This is a genomic window from Peribacillus kribbensis DSM 17871, from assembly GCF_000430765.1.
Taxonomy (GTDB): domain Bacteria; phylum Bacillota; class Bacilli; order Bacillales; family DSM-1321; genus Paraperibacillus; species Paraperibacillus kribbensis.
The window spans coordinates 355,897-378,022 of sequence record NZ_KE387240.1 but is presented as its reverse complement, the minus strand read 5'-3'; the positions used below and the strand labels follow the sequence as shown (position 1 = coordinate 378,022).

General features: G+C 43.7%; 22 protein-coding genes and 1 pseudogene. 6 read left to right on the top strand and 17 right to left on the bottom strand.

The window, feature by feature from the left end; genetic code table 11:
• Positions 1–26 precede the first annotated feature (26 nt).
• Positions 27–326 carry a hypothetical protein gene (locus H539_RS0120185; RefSeq protein WP_026695027.1) on the top strand — a complete coding sequence of 100 codons (300 nt, stop codon included), beginning with the start codon at positions 27–29 and terminating at the stop codon, positions 324–326.
• A gap of 9 nt (positions 327–335) precedes the next feature.
• Here the strand turns inward: H539_RS0120185 and H539_RS0120180 are convergent, their stop codons facing one another.
• Together H539_RS0120180 and H539_RS31705 are read right to left on the bottom strand one after the other, a co-directional pair.
• The gene (locus H539_RS0120180; protein WP_245602225.1) at positions 336–1,184 is read right to left on the bottom strand and encodes a chemotaxis protein; all 849 of its coding nucleotides are present in this window, start codon (positions 1,182–1,184) and stop codon (positions 336–338) included.
• A gap of 42 nt (positions 1,185–1,226) precedes the next feature.
• Positions 1,227–1,388 (bottom strand): hypothetical protein, encoded by a 162-nt coding sequence (locus tag H539_RS31705; RefSeq protein ID WP_155890158.1) that lies wholly within the window; start codon positions 1,386–1,388, stop codon positions 1,227–1,229.
• 168 nt (positions 1,389–1,556) lie between these two features.
• On the opposite strand from H539_RS31705, the gene H539_RS29150 reads away from it, so the two are divergent.
• On the top strand, positions 1,557–2,375 hold the full coding sequence (locus tag H539_RS29150; RefSeq protein WP_051348691.1) for a VOC family protein: 819 nt from the start codon (positions 1,557–1,559) through the stop codon (positions 2,373–2,375).
• A gap of 54 nt (positions 2,376–2,429) precedes the next feature.
• On the opposite strand, the gene H539_RS0120160 is transcribed toward H539_RS29150, so the two are convergent.
• From H539_RS0120160 to H539_RS0120150, 3 genes are all read right to left on the bottom strand, one after another.
• Positions 2,430–2,618 (bottom strand): DUF378 domain-containing protein, encoded by a 189-nt coding sequence (locus H539_RS0120160; protein WP_026695025.1) that lies wholly within the window; start codon positions 2,616–2,618, stop codon positions 2,430–2,432.
• 187 nt (positions 2,619–2,805) lie between these two features.
• On the bottom strand, positions 2,806–3,003 hold the full coding sequence (locus H539_RS0120155) for a hypothetical protein (RefSeq protein WP_026695024.1): 198 nt from the start codon (positions 3,001–3,003) through the stop codon (positions 2,806–2,808).
• A 189-nt stretch (positions 3,004–3,192) separates the two neighbouring features.
• Positions 3,193–4,236: a LacI family DNA-binding transcriptional regulator gene (locus H539_RS0120150; protein WP_026695023.1), complete on the bottom strand. Its 1,044-nt coding sequence runs from the start codon at positions 4,234–4,236 to the stop codon at positions 3,193–3,195.
• Positions 4,237–4,565: 329 nt separating this feature from the next.
• Here H539_RS0120150 and H539_RS0120145 point away from each other — a divergent pair, with 329 nt between their 5' ends.
• A complete protein-coding gene (locus tag H539_RS0120145) occupies positions 4,566–6,317 on the top strand; it encodes a glycoside hydrolase family 13 protein (RefSeq protein ID WP_026695022.1) in 1,752 nt (583 codons plus the stop codon).
• A gap of 32 nt (positions 6,318–6,349) precedes the next feature.
• Here the strand turns inward: H539_RS0120145 and H539_RS33155 are convergent, their stop codons facing one another.
• Complete coding sequence (locus H539_RS33155; protein ID WP_281171450.1) at positions 6,350–6,475, bottom strand: hypothetical protein; 126 nt, start codon at positions 6,473–6,475, stop codon at positions 6,350–6,352.
• A gap of 95 nt (positions 6,476–6,570) precedes the next feature.
• Positions 6,571–6,813: a YkuS family protein gene (locus H539_RS0120135; RefSeq protein ID WP_026695021.1), complete on the bottom strand. Its 243-nt coding sequence runs from the start codon at positions 6,811–6,813 to the stop codon at positions 6,571–6,573.
• A 109-nt stretch (positions 6,814–6,922) separates the two neighbouring features.
• On the opposite strand from H539_RS0120135, the gene H539_RS31010 reads away from it, so the two are divergent.
• Positions 6,923–7,060, top strand: a complete 138-nt coding sequence (locus tag H539_RS31010; protein ID WP_081415962.1) for a YuzL family protein — start codon at positions 6,923–6,925, stop codon at positions 7,058–7,060.
• Between the two features lie 82 nt (positions 7,061–7,142).
• Positions 7,143–7,613: a YueI family protein gene (locus H539_RS0120125; RefSeq protein WP_026695020.1), complete on the top strand. Its 471-nt coding sequence runs from the start codon at positions 7,143–7,145 to the stop codon at positions 7,611–7,613.
• 203 nt (positions 7,614–7,816) lie between these two features.
• Here the strand turns inward: H539_RS0120125 and H539_RS0120120 are convergent, their stop codons facing one another.
• Positions 7,817–9,607: an ABC transporter ATP-binding protein gene (locus H539_RS0120120; RefSeq protein WP_026695019.1), complete on the bottom strand. Its 1,791-nt coding sequence runs from the start codon at positions 9,605–9,607 to the stop codon at positions 7,817–7,819.
• The gene (locus H539_RS0120115; RefSeq protein WP_026695018.1) at positions 9,604–11,343 is read right to left on the bottom strand and encodes an ABC transporter ATP-binding protein; all 1,740 of its coding nucleotides are present in this window, start codon (positions 11,341–11,343) and stop codon (positions 9,604–9,606) included. Before H539_RS0120115 ends, H539_RS0120120 begins: the two co-directional genes overlap by 4 nt.
• 157 nt (positions 11,344–11,500) lie before the next feature.
• Here H539_RS0120115 and H539_RS0120110 point away from each other — a divergent pair, with 157 nt between their 5' ends.
• On the top strand, positions 11,501–13,462 hold the full coding sequence (locus H539_RS0120110; RefSeq protein WP_035323441.1) for a S9 family peptidase: 1,962 nt from the start codon (positions 11,501–11,503) through the stop codon (positions 13,460–13,462).
• A gap of 53 nt (positions 13,463–13,515) precedes the next feature.
• Here the strand turns inward: H539_RS0120110 and H539_RS33150 are convergent, their stop codons facing one another.
• The 8 genes and pseudogenes from H539_RS33150 to H539_RS0120065 form a co-directional block, all read right to left on the bottom strand.
• On the bottom strand, positions 13,516–14,106 hold the full coding sequence (locus H539_RS33150; RefSeq protein WP_281171452.1) for a tellurite resistance TerB family protein: 591 nt from the start codon (positions 14,104–14,106) through the stop codon (positions 13,516–13,518).
• Positions 14,107–14,355: 249 nt separating this feature from the next.
• Positions 14,356–14,922 (bottom strand): annotated as a pseudogene (locus H539_RS32885) (TerD family protein); the annotation flags it as partial.
• A gap of 111 nt (positions 14,923–15,033) precedes the next feature.
• A complete protein-coding gene (locus H539_RS0120100) occupies positions 15,034–16,014 on the bottom strand; it encodes an ABC transporter permease (RefSeq protein WP_026695015.1) in 981 nt (326 codons plus the stop codon).
• A complete protein-coding gene (locus H539_RS0120095; RefSeq protein WP_026695014.1) occupies positions 16,007–16,909 on the bottom strand; it encodes an ABC transporter ATP-binding protein in 903 nt (300 codons plus the stop codon). The genes H539_RS0120100 and H539_RS0120095 overlap by 8 nt, the downstream gene beginning before the upstream one ends.
• Before the next feature lie 11 nt (positions 16,910–16,920).
• Positions 16,921–17,718, bottom strand: coding sequence for an SGNH/GDSL hydrolase family protein (locus H539_RS0120090; protein ID WP_051348690.1), 798 nt, complete (start codon positions 17,716–17,718; stop codon positions 16,921–16,923).
• Between the two features lie 740 nt (positions 17,719–18,458).
• Positions 18,459–18,626 (bottom strand): YozQ family protein, encoded by a 168-nt coding sequence (locus H539_RS31005; protein ID WP_081415961.1) that lies wholly within the window; start codon positions 18,624–18,626, stop codon positions 18,459–18,461.
• 74 nt (positions 18,627–18,700) lie between these two features.
• A complete protein-coding gene (locus H539_RS0120070; RefSeq protein ID WP_026695011.1) occupies positions 18,701–21,004 on the bottom strand; it encodes a helicase C-terminal domain-containing protein in 2,304 nt (767 codons plus the stop codon).
• Positions 21,005–21,065: 61 nt separating this feature from the next.
• A complete protein-coding gene (locus H539_RS0120065; protein ID WP_026695010.1) occupies positions 21,066–22,094 on the bottom strand; it encodes a class I SAM-dependent methyltransferase in 1,029 nt (342 codons plus the stop codon).
• Positions 22,095–22,126 lie beyond the last annotated feature (32 nt).

Sequence of the window (22,126 nt, the reverse complement as noted above, 5' to 3'; positions counted from 1 at the left end):
GATATTATAAAAAAAGGAGTTCAGTGATGTGGGATTTTCCATTGATACAAACCAACTTCTGGGACGGAGTGGCGGCAGTTCCGATCATTCTTGCGTTTACGCAGCTCTTTAAGATCCTGGTGAGAGTGCCCAGGCATTATGTACCCTCAGTTGCCCTTATTTCAGGGCTTGCAGTATCCCTGTTTTTCAGTCATCCTCATAACTTCTGGGGAGCTTTGTTTATGGGTTATTTTTATGGATATGGAGCAATCGGATCTTATTCTTCCCTAAAATGTTCCCTGCAAGCACTTCGAAAGGATAAGCATATCTATTCCTCCAAGAGATAAAGATATCTATTATTTAATTGAATTATACTTTACCCAAATTCGGAATAATCCTTCTATAATATCATGGATCACTTCCTGGGAAGTAAAGTAACCGTTATGGGAGAGAGGATTCCAGCTTGTAAAAATAGTACCGCAATTTACCTCTTTGTCCTGGTCAACAGCTAGGGCATAGCTTGGACTGATGCTTTTTAGCGGAAACGAAAGGACATCATCCCGGTCATAAAAGTTGATCCATTCCCCTTTCATGTCAGGATGTTTCTGTTTCCATTCCGGGGATGGGATGGTGATGGGACGGTCAAAGTCATGATACCTAAGGCTCCAAAGCGGCATCGGTGTTCCCAGTGTATAAAACAGCGAAAGAGTCTCCCCTTTTTCCAAGGGGCTGGACGGGTTAACATCATCTGCAGCTTCTGTCTTAAACTGCAGATCATAAAAATAATTGCTCGCAATCACGGTTCCAAGACTGTGTGCGATCACACATAACGGGGAGTTGTCCCCTGCTTTCTCTGACAGTTGTTTAAGTCCGGAGGCGACCTTTTCATGCACTCTGTAATAATTATGTTTAGCCGTTTCAACCGGCTGATAGGCAATGGCATCTCCAAAGTATGAAATCACAAATTTCCTTAGCTGTTTGAAATTCAAATCATAACTTGCCACTGTTTGGTCGTATAATTCTTCCTCACCCTTTGAAAAAACATCTGCCCAAAAAATCGGTTTAATGATCAGCCCGGCTGACTGGTCCCCACATCTTTCTTTAAACCTTTTTTGGAGCGCCTCACTGAGCTTGAAAGCATAATCTTCGGGCTGGTTTCCCATACCATGAATAATGGCAACCGCTATTTTCTTCAATTTTTCCACCTGCCTTACTTTATTCCCTCCTGATTCATTCTCTTAAATGTCTCACTTTCCTTCTGCCTCTTTAACATTTTCATATTTCTTTTTTATGCAGTTATAGCTGTCTTCAGCCCATAATTTCATTTTCACCCGATTATTTTTGTTCATTACAAAGTATGCAGCTGTCCCGGCAGCCAATGCAGGCAATAGGAAATTCCGTTTACTCATTCATCCTTCCCCCTTTTTGCTTTTTCTTTTAAAGTAATTCCCCTGCTAGGGGAAATCAAACTTGCTAAAAAGATCAAGATTATATTCTTTTTCTTTTTTCTCCTAATGTGTACTATTAAGAAAACCGTATAAACTTTACCCCGTACTTTCAGAAAGGAGCAGGTGATTGTGTTCTCCCTTGACCATATTGTTCATTTAGCAAAAGATAAGGTGTCCGCACAAAAGCAATTCCATCAGGAGGGGTTTACTGTATTTCCTGGGGGAAAGCATGATACATGGGGAACAAGCAACTTCCTCTCTTACTTTGGGCCAAGTTATATTGAATTCATATCCGTCGATGAGCAGGAAAAAGTTCGGGTCAGCGATAATCCGCTTATCCAGCTTGTTCATAAAAATAACAGAAGAAATGGAATTATCCAAACTGCCATAAGAACGGATCATATAGAAGGAGATGCGGTAACCTTCAGCAAATTGGGACTCCATGTCACAGGCCCCATTGAGGGCACCAGGATCACAGAGCAGGGAAAACGTTTATCGTGGAAAATGCTGTTTGTACGCTCAGAACGATCTTCCTTTGAACTGCCGTTTTTTATAGAATGGAATCAGACTGTACCGGAAAGATTACAAGACCTCACGGATAGCGGCGTCCAGCTTGAACATCAAAATGGGGCCCAGGCAGTAAAGAATGTTTATTATGCAGTTAAAAATATCGATAACGTTTATACCCACTGGAAAAAATGGTTTAACTGTAAAAAAATTAAATCGTATGCAAATGATCAATGGAATGCTATATGTACAGAGATCAAGCTTGGAGAAGCATTTTTCACCTTTTTTGAACCAAAGGGAGAAGGACCCGTTAAAACGATTTTGCAGGAAAACGGAGAAGGCCCTTTCGGTGCAGAGCTGATCTGCAAGGGTTCAAGCGGCCATACCCTTTTAATCGATGGCGGTTATTATTCGGTAATCTCTCCGGATAATCCGGCATAAAAAATAGAAAGCCTACTGGAAGCTGAGATGCTTCCAGCAGGCTCCTTATATTGGCTATTCTTCCGTAAACCGGCTAAACAGCTGGTAAATCGCGGATAGGCCGATCAGCCAGTAAATGGTCTTCACTAAAGCAGGTACGGATCCAAATAATTCTGTAACTAAATTAAAATCAAAAGCTGTGAAAATCCAGTTCAGACCGCCGACGAACAGCAGAATCCAGGTAAGATTGTATAAAAATTTCATATAGCAGAGTCCCCTTTCCTCCGAAATGAAAGCGTTGTCTGTATACTATATTCTCCTTCATTAGAACGTGACAGCCCTTTTTGCAAATTTACCGGGGGGGAAAAGCACAAATCGCTTCAAAGCAAAATCCCCTAAAAGCCGGCTCTTAGATTGGGCTGACTCCAAATAAAAAGCATCCCTGAGGATGCTAAATAAGATTGACACGAATGAATACTGAGTCAGATTGTAAACCATGATCTCTAAGCTCAAGCTTGCCATCCACCTCTAGTTCTTTGGCTAGCTCTACTACTCGCTCACCTTCCCCGATGGAATCAATCGGCAAAATTAATGTAATACTGCTTTCCCCCATTTCGAGCAGCTGGTGATATAGGTTGTTTGTTTCCATAGAATCCTCCCCTTTTTCTAATGTTTTCTATAGATTCTTTCTATAAAAGGAAGGCATTTTCCTGTTTCCTGAAGGTTATTTCATCAATTTATTTAACCATCCTGTGAACGTCATTTTCTATAGCGCACAAAAAGGCTGTAGGTAAACCCTACCTCATGGTTTTGCCTGCAGCCAAAAGAATTTCGTTCTTTAATTATTCTTTCCATCTAATGACTTTGTGCTCTTCCTGATGATGATCTCCGTCGGAACCGTAATGCATTTAGGAGAGCTGTTTTCATCTTCAATCAATTCCACCACACTGCGGGCAGCCTCATAGCCCAGCTGATAGATATTCACTTCCACTGTTGTAAGGGGCGGGGAAGTGAACTCAGAAAAGAACAAGTTATTAAAGCTGACTACGTTCATTTCATTCGGAACGGAAATTCCTTTCTCATTCAGGGCATTCAGGATCCCAAGGGCTAAAACGTCATCCGTTACAAATATAGCGGTTGGAGGTTCTTTAAGGGATAAAAGATCATTTACCGACTTTTTCCCTCCGTCCATAATGAAATCGGTATGCTTGATATAAGTTTTCGGGACAGTGATCTTTGACAGAAGCAAAGTGTCCAAAAAGCCGGCCAGCCTGTTTTTGGTCACCAGCAGTTTTTCATGCCCTCCAATGAAGGCGATCCTTTTGTGGCCGAGGGAAATCAGAAAGCTGGTGAGTTCCCTTGATACTGCATAATTATCATTATCTACATAAGTGATATTCTTTATATCTTCGGGAGGCTTTCCTACAAGTACAAACGGAAAATTTTCATCGACCAAATACTCCATGACCGGATCATTATCACTGGAGTATAATAGGATAATTCCATCCACACGCCTGCCTTTTACCATTTTCATCACATCAGAGTAAATTTCCTCCTCAGCTTCCCCAGTTGTGATATAAAGAGAGTATTCCTCTGAATGGGCAAAGGCGCTAATTCCTTTGATTACATCCTGAAAGAAAGGATTTTGGAACGTAAGGTTTCCCTTGCGGACCGAAGCCGGCATAACGATCCCTATCGACTTAGTCGCCCGGTTAGCCAGATTCCTCGCATGGAAATTAGGATAATAGCCAAGCTGGTCCATGACTTTCCTTACTTTCTTCTTCGTTCTCTCTGTTATTTTGGGACTGTCGGCTATGACTCTTGACACAGTAGAAGGTGCAACCTTTGCTTCCCTGGCAATATCCTTGATTGTTACAGCCATACTACACCATTCCTAAGGTTCATTTTTATTGTACAGTTTATAACATCATATAATAGTTTCAAGATACAAAGCTAGTAGATTTTTCTATTAAATCCTTCTGGATACTTACTAAATATTCATATTACTGGAAGTTAATAGGTTTTATCCTAAATGTAATCGGGAAATGCTGTTTTATATCCTCTGTCCAGGTAGGATTCCTATCTTTAACAGAATTTTTTATTTTTGCAATTATATTTTTCTTAGTAACACGACTCTCCGAAGGTTTACAATTTTTCCATAGGTTTACAAAGATATTTTTCATTGGCCCTATTTAAAAGGAGGAACAGTCATTGTTTAAGGAAGCCATTTACCATCGTCCTAAGAATAACTTTGCGTATTCTTATGACAACCAGACACTTCATATTCGACTAAAAACAAAAAAAAATGATTTAGAGAGCGTGGACCTGATTCATGGGGATCCATATGTATGGAAGGATGGAAAGTGGTGCATTGAAAAAACTCCCATGAAAAAGAGCGGTTCGACCGACCTCTTTGATTACTGGTTCATTGCCATAAAACCTCCTTATAGGAGACTAAGATATGGATTTGAATTAAATGACGGAAAGGAAACAGCCATCTATACGGAGAAGGGGTATTTTAAAGAAGCTCCCCTCGATGACAATGCCTACTATTTTGTCTTCCCGTATCTTAATAACATAGATGTATTCACCTATCCAGAATGGGTTAAGGACATTGTCTGGTATCAAATCTTTCCTGAAAGATTTGCGAATGGAGATTCTTCCATTGACCCTGATGGGACGCTTCCATGGGGAAGCGCTGAGCCAGAGAAAGATAATTTCTTCGGAGGCGACTTTCAGGGCGTGATTGATCACCTGGATTATTTAGAGGAGCTTGGGGTTAATGGGATTTATTTCACCCCCATCTTTATGGCTTATTCCAATCATAAATACGATACCATCGATTACATGGAAATCGATCCCCAGTTTGGAGATAAGGAAACGTTGAAGCTGCTGATCGAGGAATGCCACAAGCGCGGAATAAGGGTGATGCTGGATGCTGTATTCAATCATTGCGGCTTCTATTTTCCAAAATGGCAGGATGTCTTGGAGAACGGCGAAAAATCCGCTTATAAGGAATGGTTCCATGTATGGGATTATCCAGTGGAGACAAAGCCTGCCCCAAATTATGATACATTTGGTTTCTTTCCGGAAATGCCTAAATTGAACACCGAAAATCCTGAAGTAAAGGAATACCTGCTGGGGGTTGGCAGGTACTGGGTGCAGGAATTCGGCATTGACGGCTGGAGGCTGGATGTTGCTAATGAAGTCGACCATGCTTTTTGGCGGGAATTCAGGAAGGAAATTAAGGCCATCAATCCAGATGTCTATATACTTGGAGAGATCTGGCATGACTCCATGCCATGGCTTCAGGGCGACCAGTTTGATGCCGTAATGAACTATCCTTTTACAAACTCGACCCTGAAATATATTGCCGAGGACAAGATGACTGCATCTGAATTTAAGACAGGCATTACAGAGCTTATTAATATGTATCCTCAGAATGTGAATGAGGCGGCCTTTAATCTGCTGGGCAGTCATGATACACCAAGAGTACTCACGACTTGCGGCGGAAATAAGGACAAGTTAAAGCTCCTGTACGTATTCCAGCTTTCGTTTACAGGGACTCCCTGTCTCTATTATGGGGATGAAATCGGATTAACCGGCGGCCAGGATCCAGGCTGCCGCAAATGCATGGAGTGGGATGAAGATAAACAGGATCGAAATCTATTTTCATTTATCTCCAGGCTGATTGCATTGCGTAAAACGAATCCCGCCTTTGGCAATCAGGGAGAATTTGAGTTTCTTGAGGCAAGTGATGAAACTAATTCGATTATCTATACAAAATCGTATGGAGAAGATAAATTATTATTTATTCTCAATAACTCCAAAGAATCTATCAACTTGACTCTGCCAGAGGAGTTTAGGGGCCGCAGGCTGTCAAATTTGCTGACAGAGGAAGCTGAAGAATTTGGAAATAACGAAATCCAAGTTCCTGCCGAAGGATTTTATATTTTAGGTTAAGAAAATAAAGGAAATGGGCATGCCCATTTCCTTTATTTTTTGCGGAATTCTCTATTTTTAGAAGGTGGTCCAGCTGCATCGGCAAGGGTATCAATCTTTCTCTTGTTTCCTGTTTCGTATTGTCCATCCATTTTAGCCTCTTCGTTTCGCTTGGCCATTTTACTGCCTCCTCGTTCCAATTTTGAAAGCAAAAAGAGATGTCCCATAATCCCAGGCGCGGGCCCTATGAGACACCTGCTTTAAAATGTGATTTTTAGCTCAGTCTGTCTTCAACATGACTGCAAACTTCCTCGGCCGAAAGCCCGTTTGCTTCAATCACAGATCCCTGTATAGAAGTGTCGGAAATTCCCATCATATTTGAATCCAATCCTGTAACAACACACGCATCACAATTTTGGGCATCTGATTCCTGCTTCAGTTCCACAACCTCATGGCCCCTGCTCCGTAATGCTTCAGAAACATTGGTCAAAGACTCTTCTACTCCAATTCTTGCCATGATCACACCTCCTTATTTATGTAAATTGTCCCGTAACCGCACTTTCTATTCCTTTTGAATTAAAACCTCCGCTTTTAGGAGAAAGTATGCCAAGGAGGTGAAATCTAAATTGAGTAAAATTAAACAAGACCCTTCCACAGCCGGACTGGGCTCTCCTAATGTTGAGGGACAGGGCACAACAAATAGAGAAACAGGCAGCTATCAAAAAGATTCTTCCCGAAAGAAACAAAAGCCTCATTCAAACTGAACAGGCAGGGCCCCCTCACCTTTATACACATATCCTTTGATTTCTGTGTATACTGGTATTACTTGTGGCTGGGGGGATTACATTGCCAAAAGAACATATCGATGATTATTTACAGCAGGGAATTCACGGGGTCAAAGAGATAAAACCGGAAGAAAAACGAAAATTTTTAGGGACTTTCCGAGAGAGAGTGATCCTGGCCCTAACAATCGGCCAGGTGAAAGAAAAACTGGTTTATCAGCAGGTTTTAGAAGAAGCAAAAAAATACCCAGGCGCCACCGTTTTATTGAATGGATCCATACCTTATACGTATCTCAGCAAATATTCCCATATGGCCAACAAAAATGGGATACCCTATAAAGTGGTTCATAACTTGGAACAGACTACAGACATTGGCCTTGTAGCTGCAGCAAAAGACGCTGTCGATAAGGAGAAAATTTACGTGATGGAAGAGACTGTCAAGAAGCCTCTCATGGCGGGCAGCCCTTCTAAGAAGAAGACATTCCCGCGGATGATCAGAAGAGTTTTTTCTTTTTGGAAAAAAAAAGAGCTTTGATTTTTTTCAAAGAAAAGGAAATAAGCATGGCGGACTATTTAATAATAGGTTGATCTATAGTCCAGGTGCAAAGACTCCTATTCTGCTGATTGACATATGACCCCTGGTTCATTGGCAATCAGCCAATGGGAAGGAAAAAGCAGGTGGAGAAACTTGAAAAGGTTTCTCCCCTGCTTTATTTTTAAGGACTGACAACCGTTTTACTATGCCTGGTTTATCAATACACTTACACCCATTTCAGCTTCACGCCTGAAGAGCCTTGAATAGACTCCATCCTCGGATTGGAGGAGCGTTTCATGAGCACCCTGATTGACCACGGTCCCATTTTCTATAACAATGATTCTATTGGCGGATAGGACGGTTGAAAGTCTGTGAGAGATAATAATGACGGTCTGCTGGGTCCTTCTCCTGGCAATGGCCTGGTTGATCTGTGTTTCCGTAATCGGATCCAATGCAGAGCTTGCTTCATCCAAAAGTAAAAATGGAGAATTTTTCACCAATGCCCTGGCTAGGGACAGCCTTTGCTTCTGCCCTCCTGAAAGCAGACTTCCTCTTTCACCAACGGAGGTTTCAAGTCCCTGCGGAAGATTTTCATAAAAGTCCTTTAGGCCGCTGTCATACAGGGCTTGTATCAGTTCCCCGTCAGACGCTTCAGCATTGGCTATCCTTAGATTTTCAGCCAGCGTCCCGTTCCTGAGCTGAATATCCTGGGAGACGATCGCAAACTGGGAACGCAGCCATGAAGTATCAAGGTCCTTAAAATTGATTCCATCCAGTAATATTTCCCCATGATCTGGTTCATACAGGCGAAGAATTAAATCCACGGTTGTGGATTTACCTGAACCGCTCGGCCCGACTAAGGCTATAGCTTCTCCTTTTGAAACAGAGAAAGAAATATTTTTCAAAACAGGATCTGTTTTTCCTGGATATGTGAACTTTACTCCCCTAAATTCCAGGCTTCCCGTAAATTCTTCCAATACAAGGCCTTTGGTGCTTTCTGCGTCTGAAGCATTCTCAGAAAGCAATTTCTCGGACCGGTCAAGTGCCGGCCCGGTTCTTCTTACTGACAGCCAGTTTCTTAGAAGTCTTTGAATTTCATTGGCTGCGATGGTCACAAGTCCGCCTGCTGTCAGCATCTGCCCTGTAGTCAGCTCTTTGTCCCAGATCAAAAACAGGCTGATGCTGTATACAGCCGCAAGCACAAAGCCGTTGAAACTCCCTATGACCACCACCGATTTCATTCTCGCAAACAATTCCTGTCGTGATTCTTTTACGAAGGACTGCCTGATTTCTGTGACACTGTCCACCTCAGAATCGGATACACCTAAAACTCTGGATAGGTGGATTCCTGTAACCGACTCCCTCAGCCGTTCCAGATATCTTGACGCTTCCTGCCTTGCATTTGCAGAGGCAGATCTCATTTTTGAACCAACGAAATTGGAAGCTAAATAGAAAAGTACACCGAGAACAACACTTGCTATCATCAGATAGGGGTGGATAAAGAACAGTACAATACTGTACAGGATAACACCCTGGACAGCCGCCATAAACGTAGACCCTTCCCATGCGAGAAAGTTATGGAGGGTGTCTGGATCATCAGAGACCCTTGCCAGAAGTTCACCTGTCTGGCTGTTATGAAAGAATGAAAACGGTAAAATCTGCAGATGCCGGAATAATCTAAGCTTCTGCCAGTTTGTAACCGTTTTGGCCACCTGATGGCAAAAATATTCATCGAGAACCATTAAAGATAAATCAATGACTGCAGATAAGACCAGCAGCCACATCAGTCCCCAAAGAAGACGGTGGGATTCGTTGGGAAGAATATGGTCAACGAGCCAGCTCAGCGCAAAGGTTGGAATCAGGGCTGAAAAAACCTGGCTTACGGCTATGACAAAGGAGTCGGCAAAGACCCATTTTTTATGGGGCTTTAAAAATTGGAGGACTCTCCTTCCGTCCCCGGATTTTTTGGAGGCTGTAACAGTCCGGCTGCTCATACGGCACTCTCCTTTTCCAGCTCACTGTACTGAGCCATGTACAATTGATAATACTGACCTCTCATAGCAAGAAGCTCTTCATGAGTTCCCTCTTCTGCCACGATTCCTTTATCCAATAGCAGAATTTTATCGGCCTTCCTGACGGTGACTAGTCTATGGGCGATTGTGATCGTAGTCCGCCCAGGAATCAGCTGTTCGAGCGAGGATTGAACACGTTCTTCTGTTTCTCCATCCAAGGAAGAAGTCGCTTCATCAAAGATCAATATCGGCGGGTGCCTTAAAATGGCACGTGCAAGGGCCACTCTTTGGCGCTGTCCGCCCGAGAGCTTCAAACCTCTTTCCCCTACGATCGTTTCATACCCATCCTGAAGTGAAGATATCAGGTCTGTCAGACCTGCAGCTTCGCATGCCCGGTTGAGTTCTTCCTGGCCTGCCTCCGGCTTACCGTACAGAAGGTTTTTCCTAAGAGTACTGTTCAGCAGGAAGGTTTCCTGTGAAACCACTCCCACCTGCTGACGGAAGGAATTCCGATTATAGGCATATAAGTCCCTGCCATCGATATGTATGCTGCCTTTATCCGCATCAAAAAGGCCCAGGAGAATCTGAATAAGCGTGCTTTTGCCTCCGCCGCTTGTTCCTACAATTCCTATGTGGCTTCCTGCTTCTAAATGAAGATCCACTCCCTTTAAAACATATTCTTCCGTTCCCGGATACTTAAACCAAATATTTTCCATACGGATATTCCCTGAAGTCTTCCCCATTACCGGCAGCTGTTCATCATGCTCAAGCGGAAGATCAAAGTATTCGTAAATCCTCTGCAGCGCAGGTATCGCCTGCTGAATCACCAAAGCATTCTCGGCAAGCGATCTGATCGGCTGGAACATAATGGGGATGAAGCTTAACGCCGCAACAAGGGTCCCTACCGAAATCTTCCCCTGCCAGACTGACAGGCCGCCGACCAGCATAACAACCCCCGGCGCTGCTATATTAAATAAATTTCCCAGCCGCCAATTCACCTTGCCTAAAAGGGCAAGCCTTATGGAAAATTCTTTCCACCTGGCCATCTTGCTGGTCTGCACCGCCATCTCCTGATCCTGAGTCTGAAAGGTTCTTACCAGTCTGATCGATTCAATGCTTTCCTGAAGGTGGCTATAAATGTCTGCGCTCATATCCCTTTGAATGGCACCCATTTTCCTCACTTTTTTTCCAAGTCTGAAAGATGGGTAAAGATAAACGGCAAATACTCCGGCCATCACGACTGCTGCCGGCCAGTATAGGGAAATAACCGCAGAAAAAGCGGCAATTGCACTGATCAGCTGCTGTATGAATCTAGGTATCACGGTATTATTTAAGTTTTGCACGGATTCCACATCATGAGTCAGCCGATAAAGCATATCCCCCCTGGGCGTGGTCGTAAAAAAAGACATAGGTGTCTTATGCAGCCGCCTGAACGCCCGCAGCTGCATATCAGTAATCACATCTAGACCAATTCTTACCTGGATAAGCTCCTGTAGAGACTCGAATACCGACTTGAATAAAAAGGACAGCATCACACCCAGGATCATGACAGCAATGACTTTTCCGCTGGAGCTTTTTACAATTCCGTCCACGATCCTCCCGGTCAATACCGGAGGAAGGATGGTGAAAAGCCCTCCGATCAGCGAGCAGCCGAATGCAAGAAGAAGTCCCTTCCAGTATGGCTTAAAATGCCTCAAAGTGATTTGTAAGATGTTCAAAAAATGGACCCCCTTTTCCACAACAGCCTATATTTTACATTAAATTTCAAAAATTATCACTATTGAAATAATCATCCGTACTATCTATGAAAAAAATTTAGAAACGCTTGGAAAATTGGACTATAATGGGAAGAAGAAAAAGAAGGGGGGAAATCTCATGAAAGGCATATCCGCGGACGATTTATACCAATTATATTCTGTTACTGATCCTCAATTGTCACCCGATGGAAACAAGACAGCATATGTCCAAACCATTGCGGAAAAAGAACTCCGTACATACATTTCAAATATTTATATCCTCAATATGGAAAGCAAAGAAACCAAACAATGGACATTCGGCAGGGATCGTACGTTTTCTCCCCGCTGGTCTCCTGATGGCAAAGGCCTTGCCTTTCTTTCAAAGAGAGACGGCAAAGCACAGCTCTATCTTTTAAAAACAGCAGGTGGAGAAGCCCGCTGCTTAACGGAGGTTCCCCATGGCATTGAAAAATTGATCTGGTCCCCCTGTTCCGGGAAGATTTTATTCTCAGCCCTTGTGGATTCAGCTGAAAATGGCAGCAGTGAAGAATCCCGTCTGAAATCTGGAATCTACAAATCACTTCGATTCAAATCAGATGCAAGAGGGTATCTGCAGGAACAGTATCTTCAGTTGTTTATTCACGATTTAAAAAAGAATGAAACAAAACAGCTTACACATGGAGACTATGACTGCACACCAGAAGACTGGTCAGCGGACGGCAGCTGGATTGCCTATACGGCAAGCGCAGATAAGGACCGCGACTTTCAAATAGTCTCAGATATCCATATTCTAAATCTGGAGAGCAAAGAAACGCAGATTATTACGGATGGTAAAGGTCTCTTTACAACAGCGAGCTGGTCCCCGGATCAGAAATACCTGCTTATTACCGGGCATCGCAAAGATTTCATGGGGGCAACTCTCTCAAAAATCTGGCTGTATGACATGGAACTGGCACAGCTTTCTTGCTTAACTGAAGAGTGGGATGTTTATGCAGGTGATGCAGCCATCGGGGATTTTCATGTCGGCGGCTCAAACGCCAGCCCTCAATGGACATCAGACAGCCAGGGTTTTTATTTTATTATGACCGACTATGGAAGTACAGGTTTGTATTATGGGAATATTGAAGGAGCCATGTATACTTCCAGGCAGGAGCAGGAGCATATTTATGGATTTTCCATCCATCCTTCAAGTCATACTGCTGTGGCTGCAGTCAGCTGTCCAGAGAATCCCGGTGATTTGTATGATCTGAATTTGATGAATGGTGAGTTCAACCGATTGACTTCTGTGAACGAAGAGGTCCTCAGTACGAGGAAAATAGCGGAGACCGAACCTATTTCCTGGACCGCACCTGACGGACTTACCCTTCATGGATGGATGATGAAGCCTGCAGACTTTGATCCTGGTCAATCCTATCCCCTCCTTTTGGAGATTCATGGCGGGCCGCATGCGATGTATGCCAATACCTATTATCATGAGTTCCAGGCTCTTGCAGCCCAAGGGTTCGTGATCCTTTATACCAATCCCAGAGGAAGCCATGGATATGGTCAAACGTTTGTGGATGCTGTCAGGGGTGATTATGGAGGGAAGGATTATCTCGATCTTTTATCAGGTGTCGATTACCTTCTTAACACATACCCCTATTTGGACCAAAGCCGGCTTGGGGTTACGGGAGGAAGCTATGGAGGGTTTATGACCAATTGGATCATCACGCATACAGACCGCTTTAAGGCGGCCGTTACCCAGCGCTGCATCAGCAACTGGATCAGCTTTTACGGAGTCAGCGATATTGGCTATTACTTTACAGAATGGGAGCTCTTAGGGGATGCCATCCATGATCCTGAAATTCTATGGAATCACTCGCCGTTAAAATATGTTTCTAATGTCAATACTCCTCTCCTTCTCCTTCACGGGGAAAAGGATTATCGCTGTCCCGTCCAGCAGGCAGAGGAATTTTATACAGCCTTAAGAAGGCAGAAAAAAGAGGCCGTACTCATTTCCTATGAAAATGAAAATCACGAGGTTACCAGAAGCGGAAGCCCAGCCTCCCGGATCGATCATATCAAGCAGATAAGAGACTGGTTCCTGAAATATGTAATGTAAGATAAAGAAACCACACGCCTCACACACCAGGCAGGTGGTTTTCTTTTTTTAATCTAATATAAAAACTCAGAAGGATTCAGGTTCAGCACCCTGCAGATATCCGATACCATCTGCTGTTCTTCGTAAGAAAAGTGGCCGTCTGCATAACCTACCGCAACACAATACCTCACGACCAATCGAGCCAGATCCGGCTTGCTTCTCAGCTTATGAAGCTTTCCAAGCGCTGCTTCCTTCCCCCGATACGGATCACGCGTGATAGTGGCCACCGCCGCTTCGAACTTAGATAGAGCCTGTCCAGGTCCAAAAGAATTCAACTCAGGGTTTTGAGTAATAAATTCCTGGACCTTCTGTCTTTCAGCAGGATCCAATACTCCGTCCGCCATTGCGGTCAGTGCAAGGCCTGCTGTGATGGCGTCCAGCGAATCAGATGTTTTGTATTTCTGAATCAGATTTTTGGCTTGGTTCTTCAGTGTGTCTGTAACACGGGAAATTTCAGATTGTCCCGGTTCCCATGAAAAGCTGCAGCTCACACATGTCAGCTTAAGCTTGTTTCCGCCAATAAAACCACCCAGGAGACCAATTGGCCCTAATACCAGTCCACCGATTGCAGCCTTTCCGAGCCCAAATCCCTTTTTACCCGTCATGATATTCTGCGAAGCGCAGCGGGGGCAGGTAAAGCCTGAGCTATGCTGTCCTGCTCCGCCAGGTACAGGGCTGCCCATGGGCTGTGCTGCCGGATAAGAAGGGGAATAGCTGGGCTGTGAGTAGCTTTGCTGTGCAGGCTGCCCGTAGCTTTGCGGATGCTGGGAGTAATTCTGCTGTACAGGCTGCCCGTAGCCTCCATTATTCTGCATGCTGTTCATTTGGTTTGCGCCAGCCGAAACAGGAGGGCTTTCTACTTCGATTCCAAAGTTATGGCACAGGGCTGCCAGTCCGCCGCTGAATCCGCTGCCGGTTGCAGAAAACTTCCATTCTCCTTTATGGCGGTATAATTCCGCAACTACAATAGCGGTTTCCACTGAGAAATCTCTGCCAAGGTCATAATGCACCTGGACCTGCCCGCCATTTTCATCAAGAACACGTACATATGCATTTTGGACTTGTCCAAAATTCTGCCTTTTAACCTCACCATCATGTATGGTAATCGAAAAGGCGATTCTATGTACATGCTGAGGAACCCTGCCAAGATCGATCCTGATCTGTTCATCATCCTGTACTCCCTGGCCGCTCCTGTTATCTCCGCTGTATATAACAGAGCCCTGGCCTCCCTGCGGGTTATTATAGAAGATAAAATCCTGTTCTCCCGTTACCTTTCCATTTTCACCAAGCAGAAAAACAGAGGCATCCAGATCCATACCTGCCACCGAAGGATCCCATCCAAGACCCACCAGCAGATTGTTCAATCCGGGATGGCCTTTTGTTAAATCGACCTTTTGGCCTTTGCTTAAAGAAACAGCCATATTTCCAGCTCCCTTTATAAATTCATATTTTCTACTTTACGTACCAGCCTTATAAAAGGTTTCATTTTTCATCTTAACTGCCATTCCAATATATGTCCCGGGTCCCTTCCATTAATAAATATCTTTTTTCGTAAATACAGTAAAGGAAACAATCATGGCCAGCAGCCACCACACCGCCAGGACCATTAATGAAAACGTCAGGGTCATTCCAGAGATAGGAGGCGGGCTTCCATTCAGGTAATCTGTCAGCCGGAGATTCAGCATGAACAGATATTTAGCCGACGTCCAGGAGGAAACCATATTGCTGAGAATAGCCCCAGCAATCAAGAGGGCAAGGATGATTCCCATACCGGCAGCGGTACTTCTTACAAGGACAGAAACCATAAACGAAAGTGTCCCTACTACCACTGCAGCAAACCAAACCACCCCAAAGTCCATCAATAAAAATCTCCACTGGGGAATCACATTAGCGGCGCTTGTATCAAAGCCCGTATCGGTGATTTTAAATCCAGCAAAGACAGGTGCTGTCCATCCCTTATAGCCAAATACAATCCCGGATATCAGATATGAAACCACTCCAAGCAGCGCAAGGATGACTGAGATGGCCAGCAGCAGGGTGATGTATTTGCTGAGAAGGATCTTCCAGCGCTTAACTGGCCTTGCAAGCAAGAGCTTGATAGAACCTATGCTGAATTCGGAGGAAACCAAATCACTTGCAATGACCATGATAAGCAGAGGAAGAAGCAGATCAATAGAGTTTTCAAGAAACTGCCTCGTGAAACTCGGGGCACCGGGAACAGCAGGATTAATATCATTATCCAAATAATATTGCTGCTGTTTTACACGCACTTCCAGCTCTTCCTTAAAATCATCCGGGATCCTGCTGTTCGTCATCCGGTTCTGGGCATCCACGATCTGCTGCTGAAGGGCTGTCCTCCAATCTGTTGTCCCGAGCTTTTTCAATTGAGTCTGGACTGTCTGAAATTGAGCGTAAGTAAATAAAATCACCAATACAGAGAGGATGATTCCCACTATAACCAGGCGTTTTCTCGCAAGAAGCTTCAGCATTTCATTTTGTACGAGGTTAATCAATAGAATCACCGCCTGTCAGTTCCAGGAATAAATCCTCCAGCGCAGGCAGCTTCCTGTTCATTCCAGTAACCCGAACTCCAAGGGAAACAAGCTCCCTGCACCATTCAGCCGCTTGGTCTTCATCAAATTCCGTGATGAGCGTTCCTTCTCCCCGGGTAACTTCTGTATATTTGGAAAGAATCTCCTCCCCCTTATCGATCGGATTGAGATTCCATATCATTTTTTCCTGGGAGGAAAGAAGGGCCTCCACCCTGTCGGTCTTAATGACCGTTCCCTTCGAGATAATGGCCACACGGTCACACAAAAGCTGGATTTCGCTCAAGAGATGGCTTGAAACAAGCACACTCAGCCCTTCCCTTTCGGCCAATTCTCTAATGAACTGTCTCATCTCACGAATACCGGCCGGATCGAGTCCATTTGTCGGCTCATCCAGGATCAACACCTTCGGGTTTCCAAGCAGGGCCTGGGCGATCCCCAGCCGCTGCCTCATTCCGAGTGAATAGGTCTTGACCTTATCATGGATCCGTTGATTCAGCCCTACGAGTGAAATGACTTCATTCATCCGATTATTTTCAAATCCAGGTATCATTCTCGCGAAATGAACCAGATTCTCATATCCTGTGAGGAATCCATACAATTCAGGATTTTCCACGATGCATCCCATATTCATCATCGCTTTAGTAAAGTCTTTTTTTAAGTCCCAGCCGCAAATGGAAATGCTTCCGGAAGTCGGTTTAATTAAACCGGTAAGCATTCGTATGGTCGTTGTTTTCCCTGCTCCATTGGGACCGAGAAAACCAAAGACTTCCCCATCATACAATTCAAAATTAATTCCCTTAATAATTTCTTTTTTCCCGATTCTTTTTCTTACGTCTTTGACAGCAAGTGTGATCATGAACTACCTCCTTACAAGGAAACTAAGCTTGCGACACGGTCGGCAATCAGCCGGTATCCTTCCGCATTTGGATGAAAATGGTCTGAGTAGAGATATTCATTGGTTTTAAATTCAAAAATATCAAAAGTAGGCACAAATAATAGATTTTTCCGTTTGGATGCTGCTTCAGCGCTCTTGAAATTCCATTCCCGGACAATCCTTGAGGTTTCTCCCCCATCCGCCATTTCAATAAAAGGATTATAGAGACCGACAAAAAAGATCATGGAGTCCGGGCTTGCTGACCTTATATACGAAAAAATCGAGTCCAGATTCTTAAGGTATTTTTGTTCGAGGGAACGGACAGAAGCGGCATCCAGATTCTCCAGCGTCTGGCCGCCCTGAAACAAATCATTTCCGCCAATTGTCATAAAAATATAATCTGCTTCTTTTAGCTCCCTTTTCACGGATGCACCCTGAAGCTGTGCCAAAAGACCTTCTGAACGCAGACCGCTGATTCCGAGATTTTGCATCACAATCTGCTTGTCGGTCTTTTTCTTTAACTGGTCCGATAGGTATCCGATATATCCTTTACCGGAATTATCTCCAACACCTCTAGTAAGGGAATCTCCTATAGCAAGCATTTTAATATCGCGTGTTTTCCCTTCCCGTTGAGAGTCATCTGCCATGCTTGGCCGTCTATCTTCCTGACTTTTTCCTGCAGGACGCAGGTTTGCATCCACAGCATAGACGAATCCTCCAAGCCAGACTAGCAATAGAAGCGACGAGACTACAATCATTGCATTTTGAATAGGCCTTTTCAGTGTAATCACTCCATTAGAGAATTTCCTTATCTCTTATTAAAGCACAAACTATAATAGGAAAAAAATTTAAGGTGAATGATGGGACAAAAAAAATTCGGAAAATAAAATTATTCCGAATTTCTTTTTTACAGAAGAATTAAAGGGATTTTACTCAAGATTCCCAACATTTCATTCTCCCGTATTATGCCTTTGCTTTTCTGCTGTTGAGGGCTTTCTTTACGATTGGGTAAACAATTGGGGCCCATTTAATTGCTGTCTTGATGAATTTTCCCATGGAAATGCCTCCTTCATTTTGACGAACAGCCTTTTGACAAAAAACAAGATGGCTTATTAAGGCTAATTCCCTTTTGGAAAACAAAACAAACTTGTTATTCACTCATGCCTTTTTTCTTCATCAGGGCAGCCACCTTTTCCTTTGGGACCCAGCAATTGAATTGATACTTGGGATGAGTCTCATAGCAAAGTCTTGAGCAATAATACTTCATACCTTTCTCTGCTTTTACAGCCCTAAAATGAATACAAGAGGCACAGCAATGAAATTTTTCCATTTTTTACTCTCTCCAATTACACGGTACTGTACTATATCATTCTCCGTGAAAAAGTGACGTGTATCAATAAAAAGTTTTTTCTAATCTTGACGATCAATTCAGCTTTTTTTTACATCCAAATGATTTAAACGAGATAATAAAACTGCAGACAACTCCATCATGAGCAGCCTGCAGCCTGAGAAATTTCGTTATTGAAAGGTTTTAATCCCTGTCATTCTCATTTTCAATGGTTCCGTCCTCATAATAATCGACAACCTGCTCATGAGTTTTGGCAAGTCCCTGATCGGTTTCATTCTTCTTATCCTTATTTTCGGGACTAAAGGTGGTTCCAGCAATCTGGCTGGATTTTGTTTCTTGGTTTTCTGCCATAAGAATCGCCTCCCTTTATGATATTCTTTATGTACCCTCTATATAGGAGGATAATCCTTCATGAGTACCAGATATCAGGAGCTGGACGAAATGACCCTGAAGTCCTGCCACAGTTCCGGTAGCATTGCCAGGTATTTCTTTGTCAGATATCTGTCATCTATCAATAGGATCCGCCCGCTGTCATTCTCTGAGCGTATCAGCCTGCCACCTGCCTGGAGTATTTTATTCATGCCTGGAAAGACATAGGCATAATCATAGCCGTTCCTTCCCTGTGCAGAAAAATAGTGTTTCATCAGATCCCGCTCCAGACTTATTCCGGGCAGTCCGACGCCTACGATCGCCACCCCGTTCAGCCTGTCTCCTTTTAAATCGATGCCCTCTGAAAAAATGCCGCCTAATACTGCAAACCCGGCAAGGCTTTCATCAGAAACCTCTTGAAATGATTCCAGAAAAGCTTCCCTTTCCTCCTCTGACATATCAGGATTTTGGACCAGGATCTTCCCCTCATAATGTTCAGCTGTTAGAACAGTCAGGACATCATTCATATATTTATAGGAAGGAAAGAAAATTAAATAATTTCCTTTTTTTGCACCAATAAAGCGGGTGATGCTGCTAGCTATGGGCTGAATGCTTTTTTCCCTGTCCAAAAACCTGGTGGAGACAGGATAAATGGATACTGCTGCCTGCTCCTTCGCAAAAGGAGATGGAATGGAAAGGATAAAGTCTTCTTCATTCATGCCTAGCATGGAAGTATAAAATTTCATAGGCTGCAAGGTTGCTGAAAAGAAGATCTTGGATTTAAAGTTTTTTCCCATTTTCATTAAGAGATCGGACGGATCCATGCATAGCAGCTTGACAAATGTGTCGCTTTTTTCTTTATAGCTAAGAAAAATAAAATCTTGGTTAAACAGCTTGGTTATACGAATAAAGTCCGCAGCAGAAAAATACGTCTGCAGCAATGCTTCATCAGGTTCTCCAGTTTGCCGGCCGGCCAGAACTGCTTCAGCCCTCTCCAGGAAGTCCTCCAGCAGGATAAGTAAATCATCATTCATTTCCTGCATGACCTGAAAACCGCTCTCAGGAAGCTCTTTTTTTATACGGATGAAAAAGTCATTGATATCCTTTGCGCTTTTATAGACAGAAGGATTCCGTTCTTTGTATTCCCTTTTGATCGATAAAAAATCAGATTTATTGATCTGTGCGGAGAACATGCTTCTGGCTCTTTCGACGAGATTATGTGCTTCGTCCACCAATAGGACCGTTTCCTTTTTCTGCTCATCCACCAGCCGCTTTAAGTTTACCTTTGGATCAAAAATATAATTGTAATCGCAGATGACTGCATCGCAAGCATATGCAAGATCGAGGGAAAACTCAAAAGGGCATACTTTATGTTTAAGGGCATACTCCTCAATGGTTTTACGGCCCATCCTGGTCTCGTTTTCCAATATATCTAATACGGCTCCATTAATCCGGTCATAATATCCATTCGCAAACTCACAGTTTTCTTTATTGCAGGAGAGTTTCTCATTCAGGCAGACTTTTTCTTTGGCCGTGATTGTGACCGCATAAAGTTTCAGTCCGCCCTTTTTCTCAAGAATGGCAAGGGCATCCTCTGCCGCCTGTCTGGTAATTGTTTTAGCAGTCAGATAAAAAAAACGCTTTGCCTGTCCTCCTCCCATTGCCTTTAGTGCAGGAAAAACAGTGGAAATGGTCTTTCCTATACCTGTAGGAGCATCCGCATATAAATTTTTCCCTTCTGCTATCGTTTTATAGACAGCCCCGGCAAAATGCCGCTGCCCCTTTCGATAGGATTCAAAAGGGAATTCCATTCTTCCAATGCTTCCATTCCTTTCTTCCGTATGCTCCAGTCTCAATCTCGCATAAGGCAGATAGGTTTTAATAACACTAAAAATAAACCCCTCAAGATCCGCCTTGCTGTATCGTTTCCTAAATACCCGCTGCTTTCCTTCAGGAAGCTGGACATAAGTCAACTGAACTATTATCCCGGGGAGCTCACGGTCTTTTGCATACATATACGCATAGCACTTTGCCTGCGCCCAGTGCACTTCATAGGCATCCTCCTCCAGCAGACCGATATCCTGCTTCGTGGACTTTATTTCATCTATAATGACGGTTCCATCCTCCTGCAGGATCCCGTCACACCTTCCATCCAGCTTAAATGAAATCCCTCCGCATTCGAGCTCGGTATGAAGATATACCTCTTTCCTATCCTGCTCCTGGTAATTTTTCTGAATCTGCTGATGGGCTTTCGTTCCTTCTGTCATGGAAGCAGATGAACGAAACCCCGTCTCTATACTGCCGGTTTTGAATACATATTCAACCAGCGGCCTCACCGAAATACGGACTTCATCAAGCATTTAATCACCGCCAAAATCTAAGGATGTTCCAGTGGATTACTCGATCACCTGAGGAGCAGGCTCACCGGACTTTTGCAACAATTCCATTATGGACTTTGATGTAACCGTGACGAAGGATGTCCAGACCATTTTCATAGCAATACAGACCCATTTGTTCAATGGTCATAAGCTCCCGGTAAGTATGATTCATGATATCAGCCATGATTTCATAATAAAGCTTGGAACGTAATTGTGCACGTGGCGTGGTCATAATAACATATCCCCCGGGCTTTAGAAATTTCCTGTGCCAATCAATAACTTCAGATTTCAACTCATCCGGAAAATGTTCGAGAAGCCCCACACTGAGCACAATATCGAACTCATGGCCAAAAGGAAGACTGCGGATATCGTCCACCACATATTCTATATGAAGATCGTTTTTGTAATAAATTTTCCCCCCTCCTGTGGCAGGACTTCCCCCCAGGAAGGGATAAGATTCCGGGAATTCCCCGAATCGGGTATCCCTGCAATATGCATCATAATCTACCAGGCAGATCTCACTGCCAGGATATAATGCTCCCAGCTGCATGGCTTCATAGCCTTCTGCCGCTCCAAGAAAAAGTACTCTTGGCTTTTGAACATCAAGTCCTTCAAACAATGCACGCTTTCCGCGCGGATCCCAAATGCCATCCTGTATTCTGTGAACATAATTCCAAAGATGGAGCCTTAAATACTCGCCGGCAAGCGCTTTCGCTTCTGGGAGTCTAAACGTCCTCAAGCTTTTAAAGAGAGCCTTTTTTGAATCTGACAGCTCCTGCGGAACATCCTTGATAAACCATTCGTGAAAGGATTTATTAAACAATTCCCATGACGTATGAACAGGGAGGTCCATCCCGTTCTCCATTTCCCAGTGTTTTTTTTCTTTTGCATAGGTTGTAACCTGATAGGGTCTTCCTACAGCTTTCCAATTCAGCATGGACCAGTCCCGTACGGGATTCAGACATACAAACTTATTGTATTCCTTTTCTGAAAACCTCCTAGTATCCACCCTAAAAGATGGCCCAACCATTGTTTCCTCTTTCACTTCATTCTGCCATTCCATCTCCATCATTAGACTGCCAGCTCCTTTTTTAGCCGCTATTC

Coding starts and splice junctions, on each gene's coding strand:
- H539_RS0120065 (WP_026695010.1), bottom strand. CDS start 22,094: ATGATGGAGATGGAATGGCAGAATGAAGTGAAAGAGGAAACAATGGTT.
- H539_RS0120135 (WP_026695021.1), bottom strand. CDS start 6,813: ATGGCAAGAATTGGAGTAGAAGAGTCTTTGACCAATGTTTCTGAAGCA.
- H539_RS31005 (WP_081415961.1), bottom strand. CDS start 18,626: ATGGCAGAAAACCAAGAAACAAAATCCAGCCAGATTGCTGGAACCACC.
- H539_RS0120120 (WP_026695019.1), bottom strand. CDS start 9,607: ATGAGCAGCCGGACTGTTACAGCCTCCAAAAAATCCGGGGACGGAAGG.
- H539_RS0120185 (WP_026695027.1), top strand. CDS start 27: ATGTGGGATTTTCCATTGATACAAACCAACTTCTGGGACGGAGTGGCG.
- H539_RS31705 (WP_155890158.1), bottom strand. CDS start 1,388: ATGAGTAAACGGAATTTCCTATTGCCTGCATTGGCTGCCGGGACAGCT.
- H539_RS0120110 (WP_035323441.1), top strand. CDS start 11,501: ATGAAAGGCATATCCGCGGACGATTTATACCAATTATATTCTGTTACT.
- H539_RS33150 (WP_281171452.1), bottom strand. CDS start 14,106: ATGACGGGTAAAAAGGGATTTGGGCTCGGAAAGGCTGCAATCGGTGGA.
- H539_RS0120160 (WP_026695025.1), bottom strand. CDS start 2,618: ATGAAATTTTTATACAATCTTACCTGGATTCTGCTGTTCGTCGGCGGT.
- H539_RS0120155 (WP_026695024.1), bottom strand. CDS start 3,003: ATGGAAACAAACAACCTATATCACCAGCTGCTCGAAATGGGGGAAAGC.
- H539_RS33155 (WP_281171450.1), bottom strand. CDS start 6,475: ATGGCCAAGCGAAACGAAGAGGCTAAAATGGATGGACAATACGAAACA.
- H539_RS0120150 (WP_026695023.1), bottom strand. CDS start 4,236: ATGGCTGTAACAATCAAGGATATTGCCAGGGAAGCAAAGGTTGCACCT.
- H539_RS0120095 (WP_026695014.1), bottom strand. CDS start 16,909: ATGATCACACTTGCTGTCAAAGACGTAAGAAAAAGAATCGGGAAAAAA.
- H539_RS0120070 (WP_026695011.1), bottom strand. CDS start 21,004: ATGCTTGATGAAGTCCGTATTTCGGTGAGGCCGCTGGTTGAATATGTA.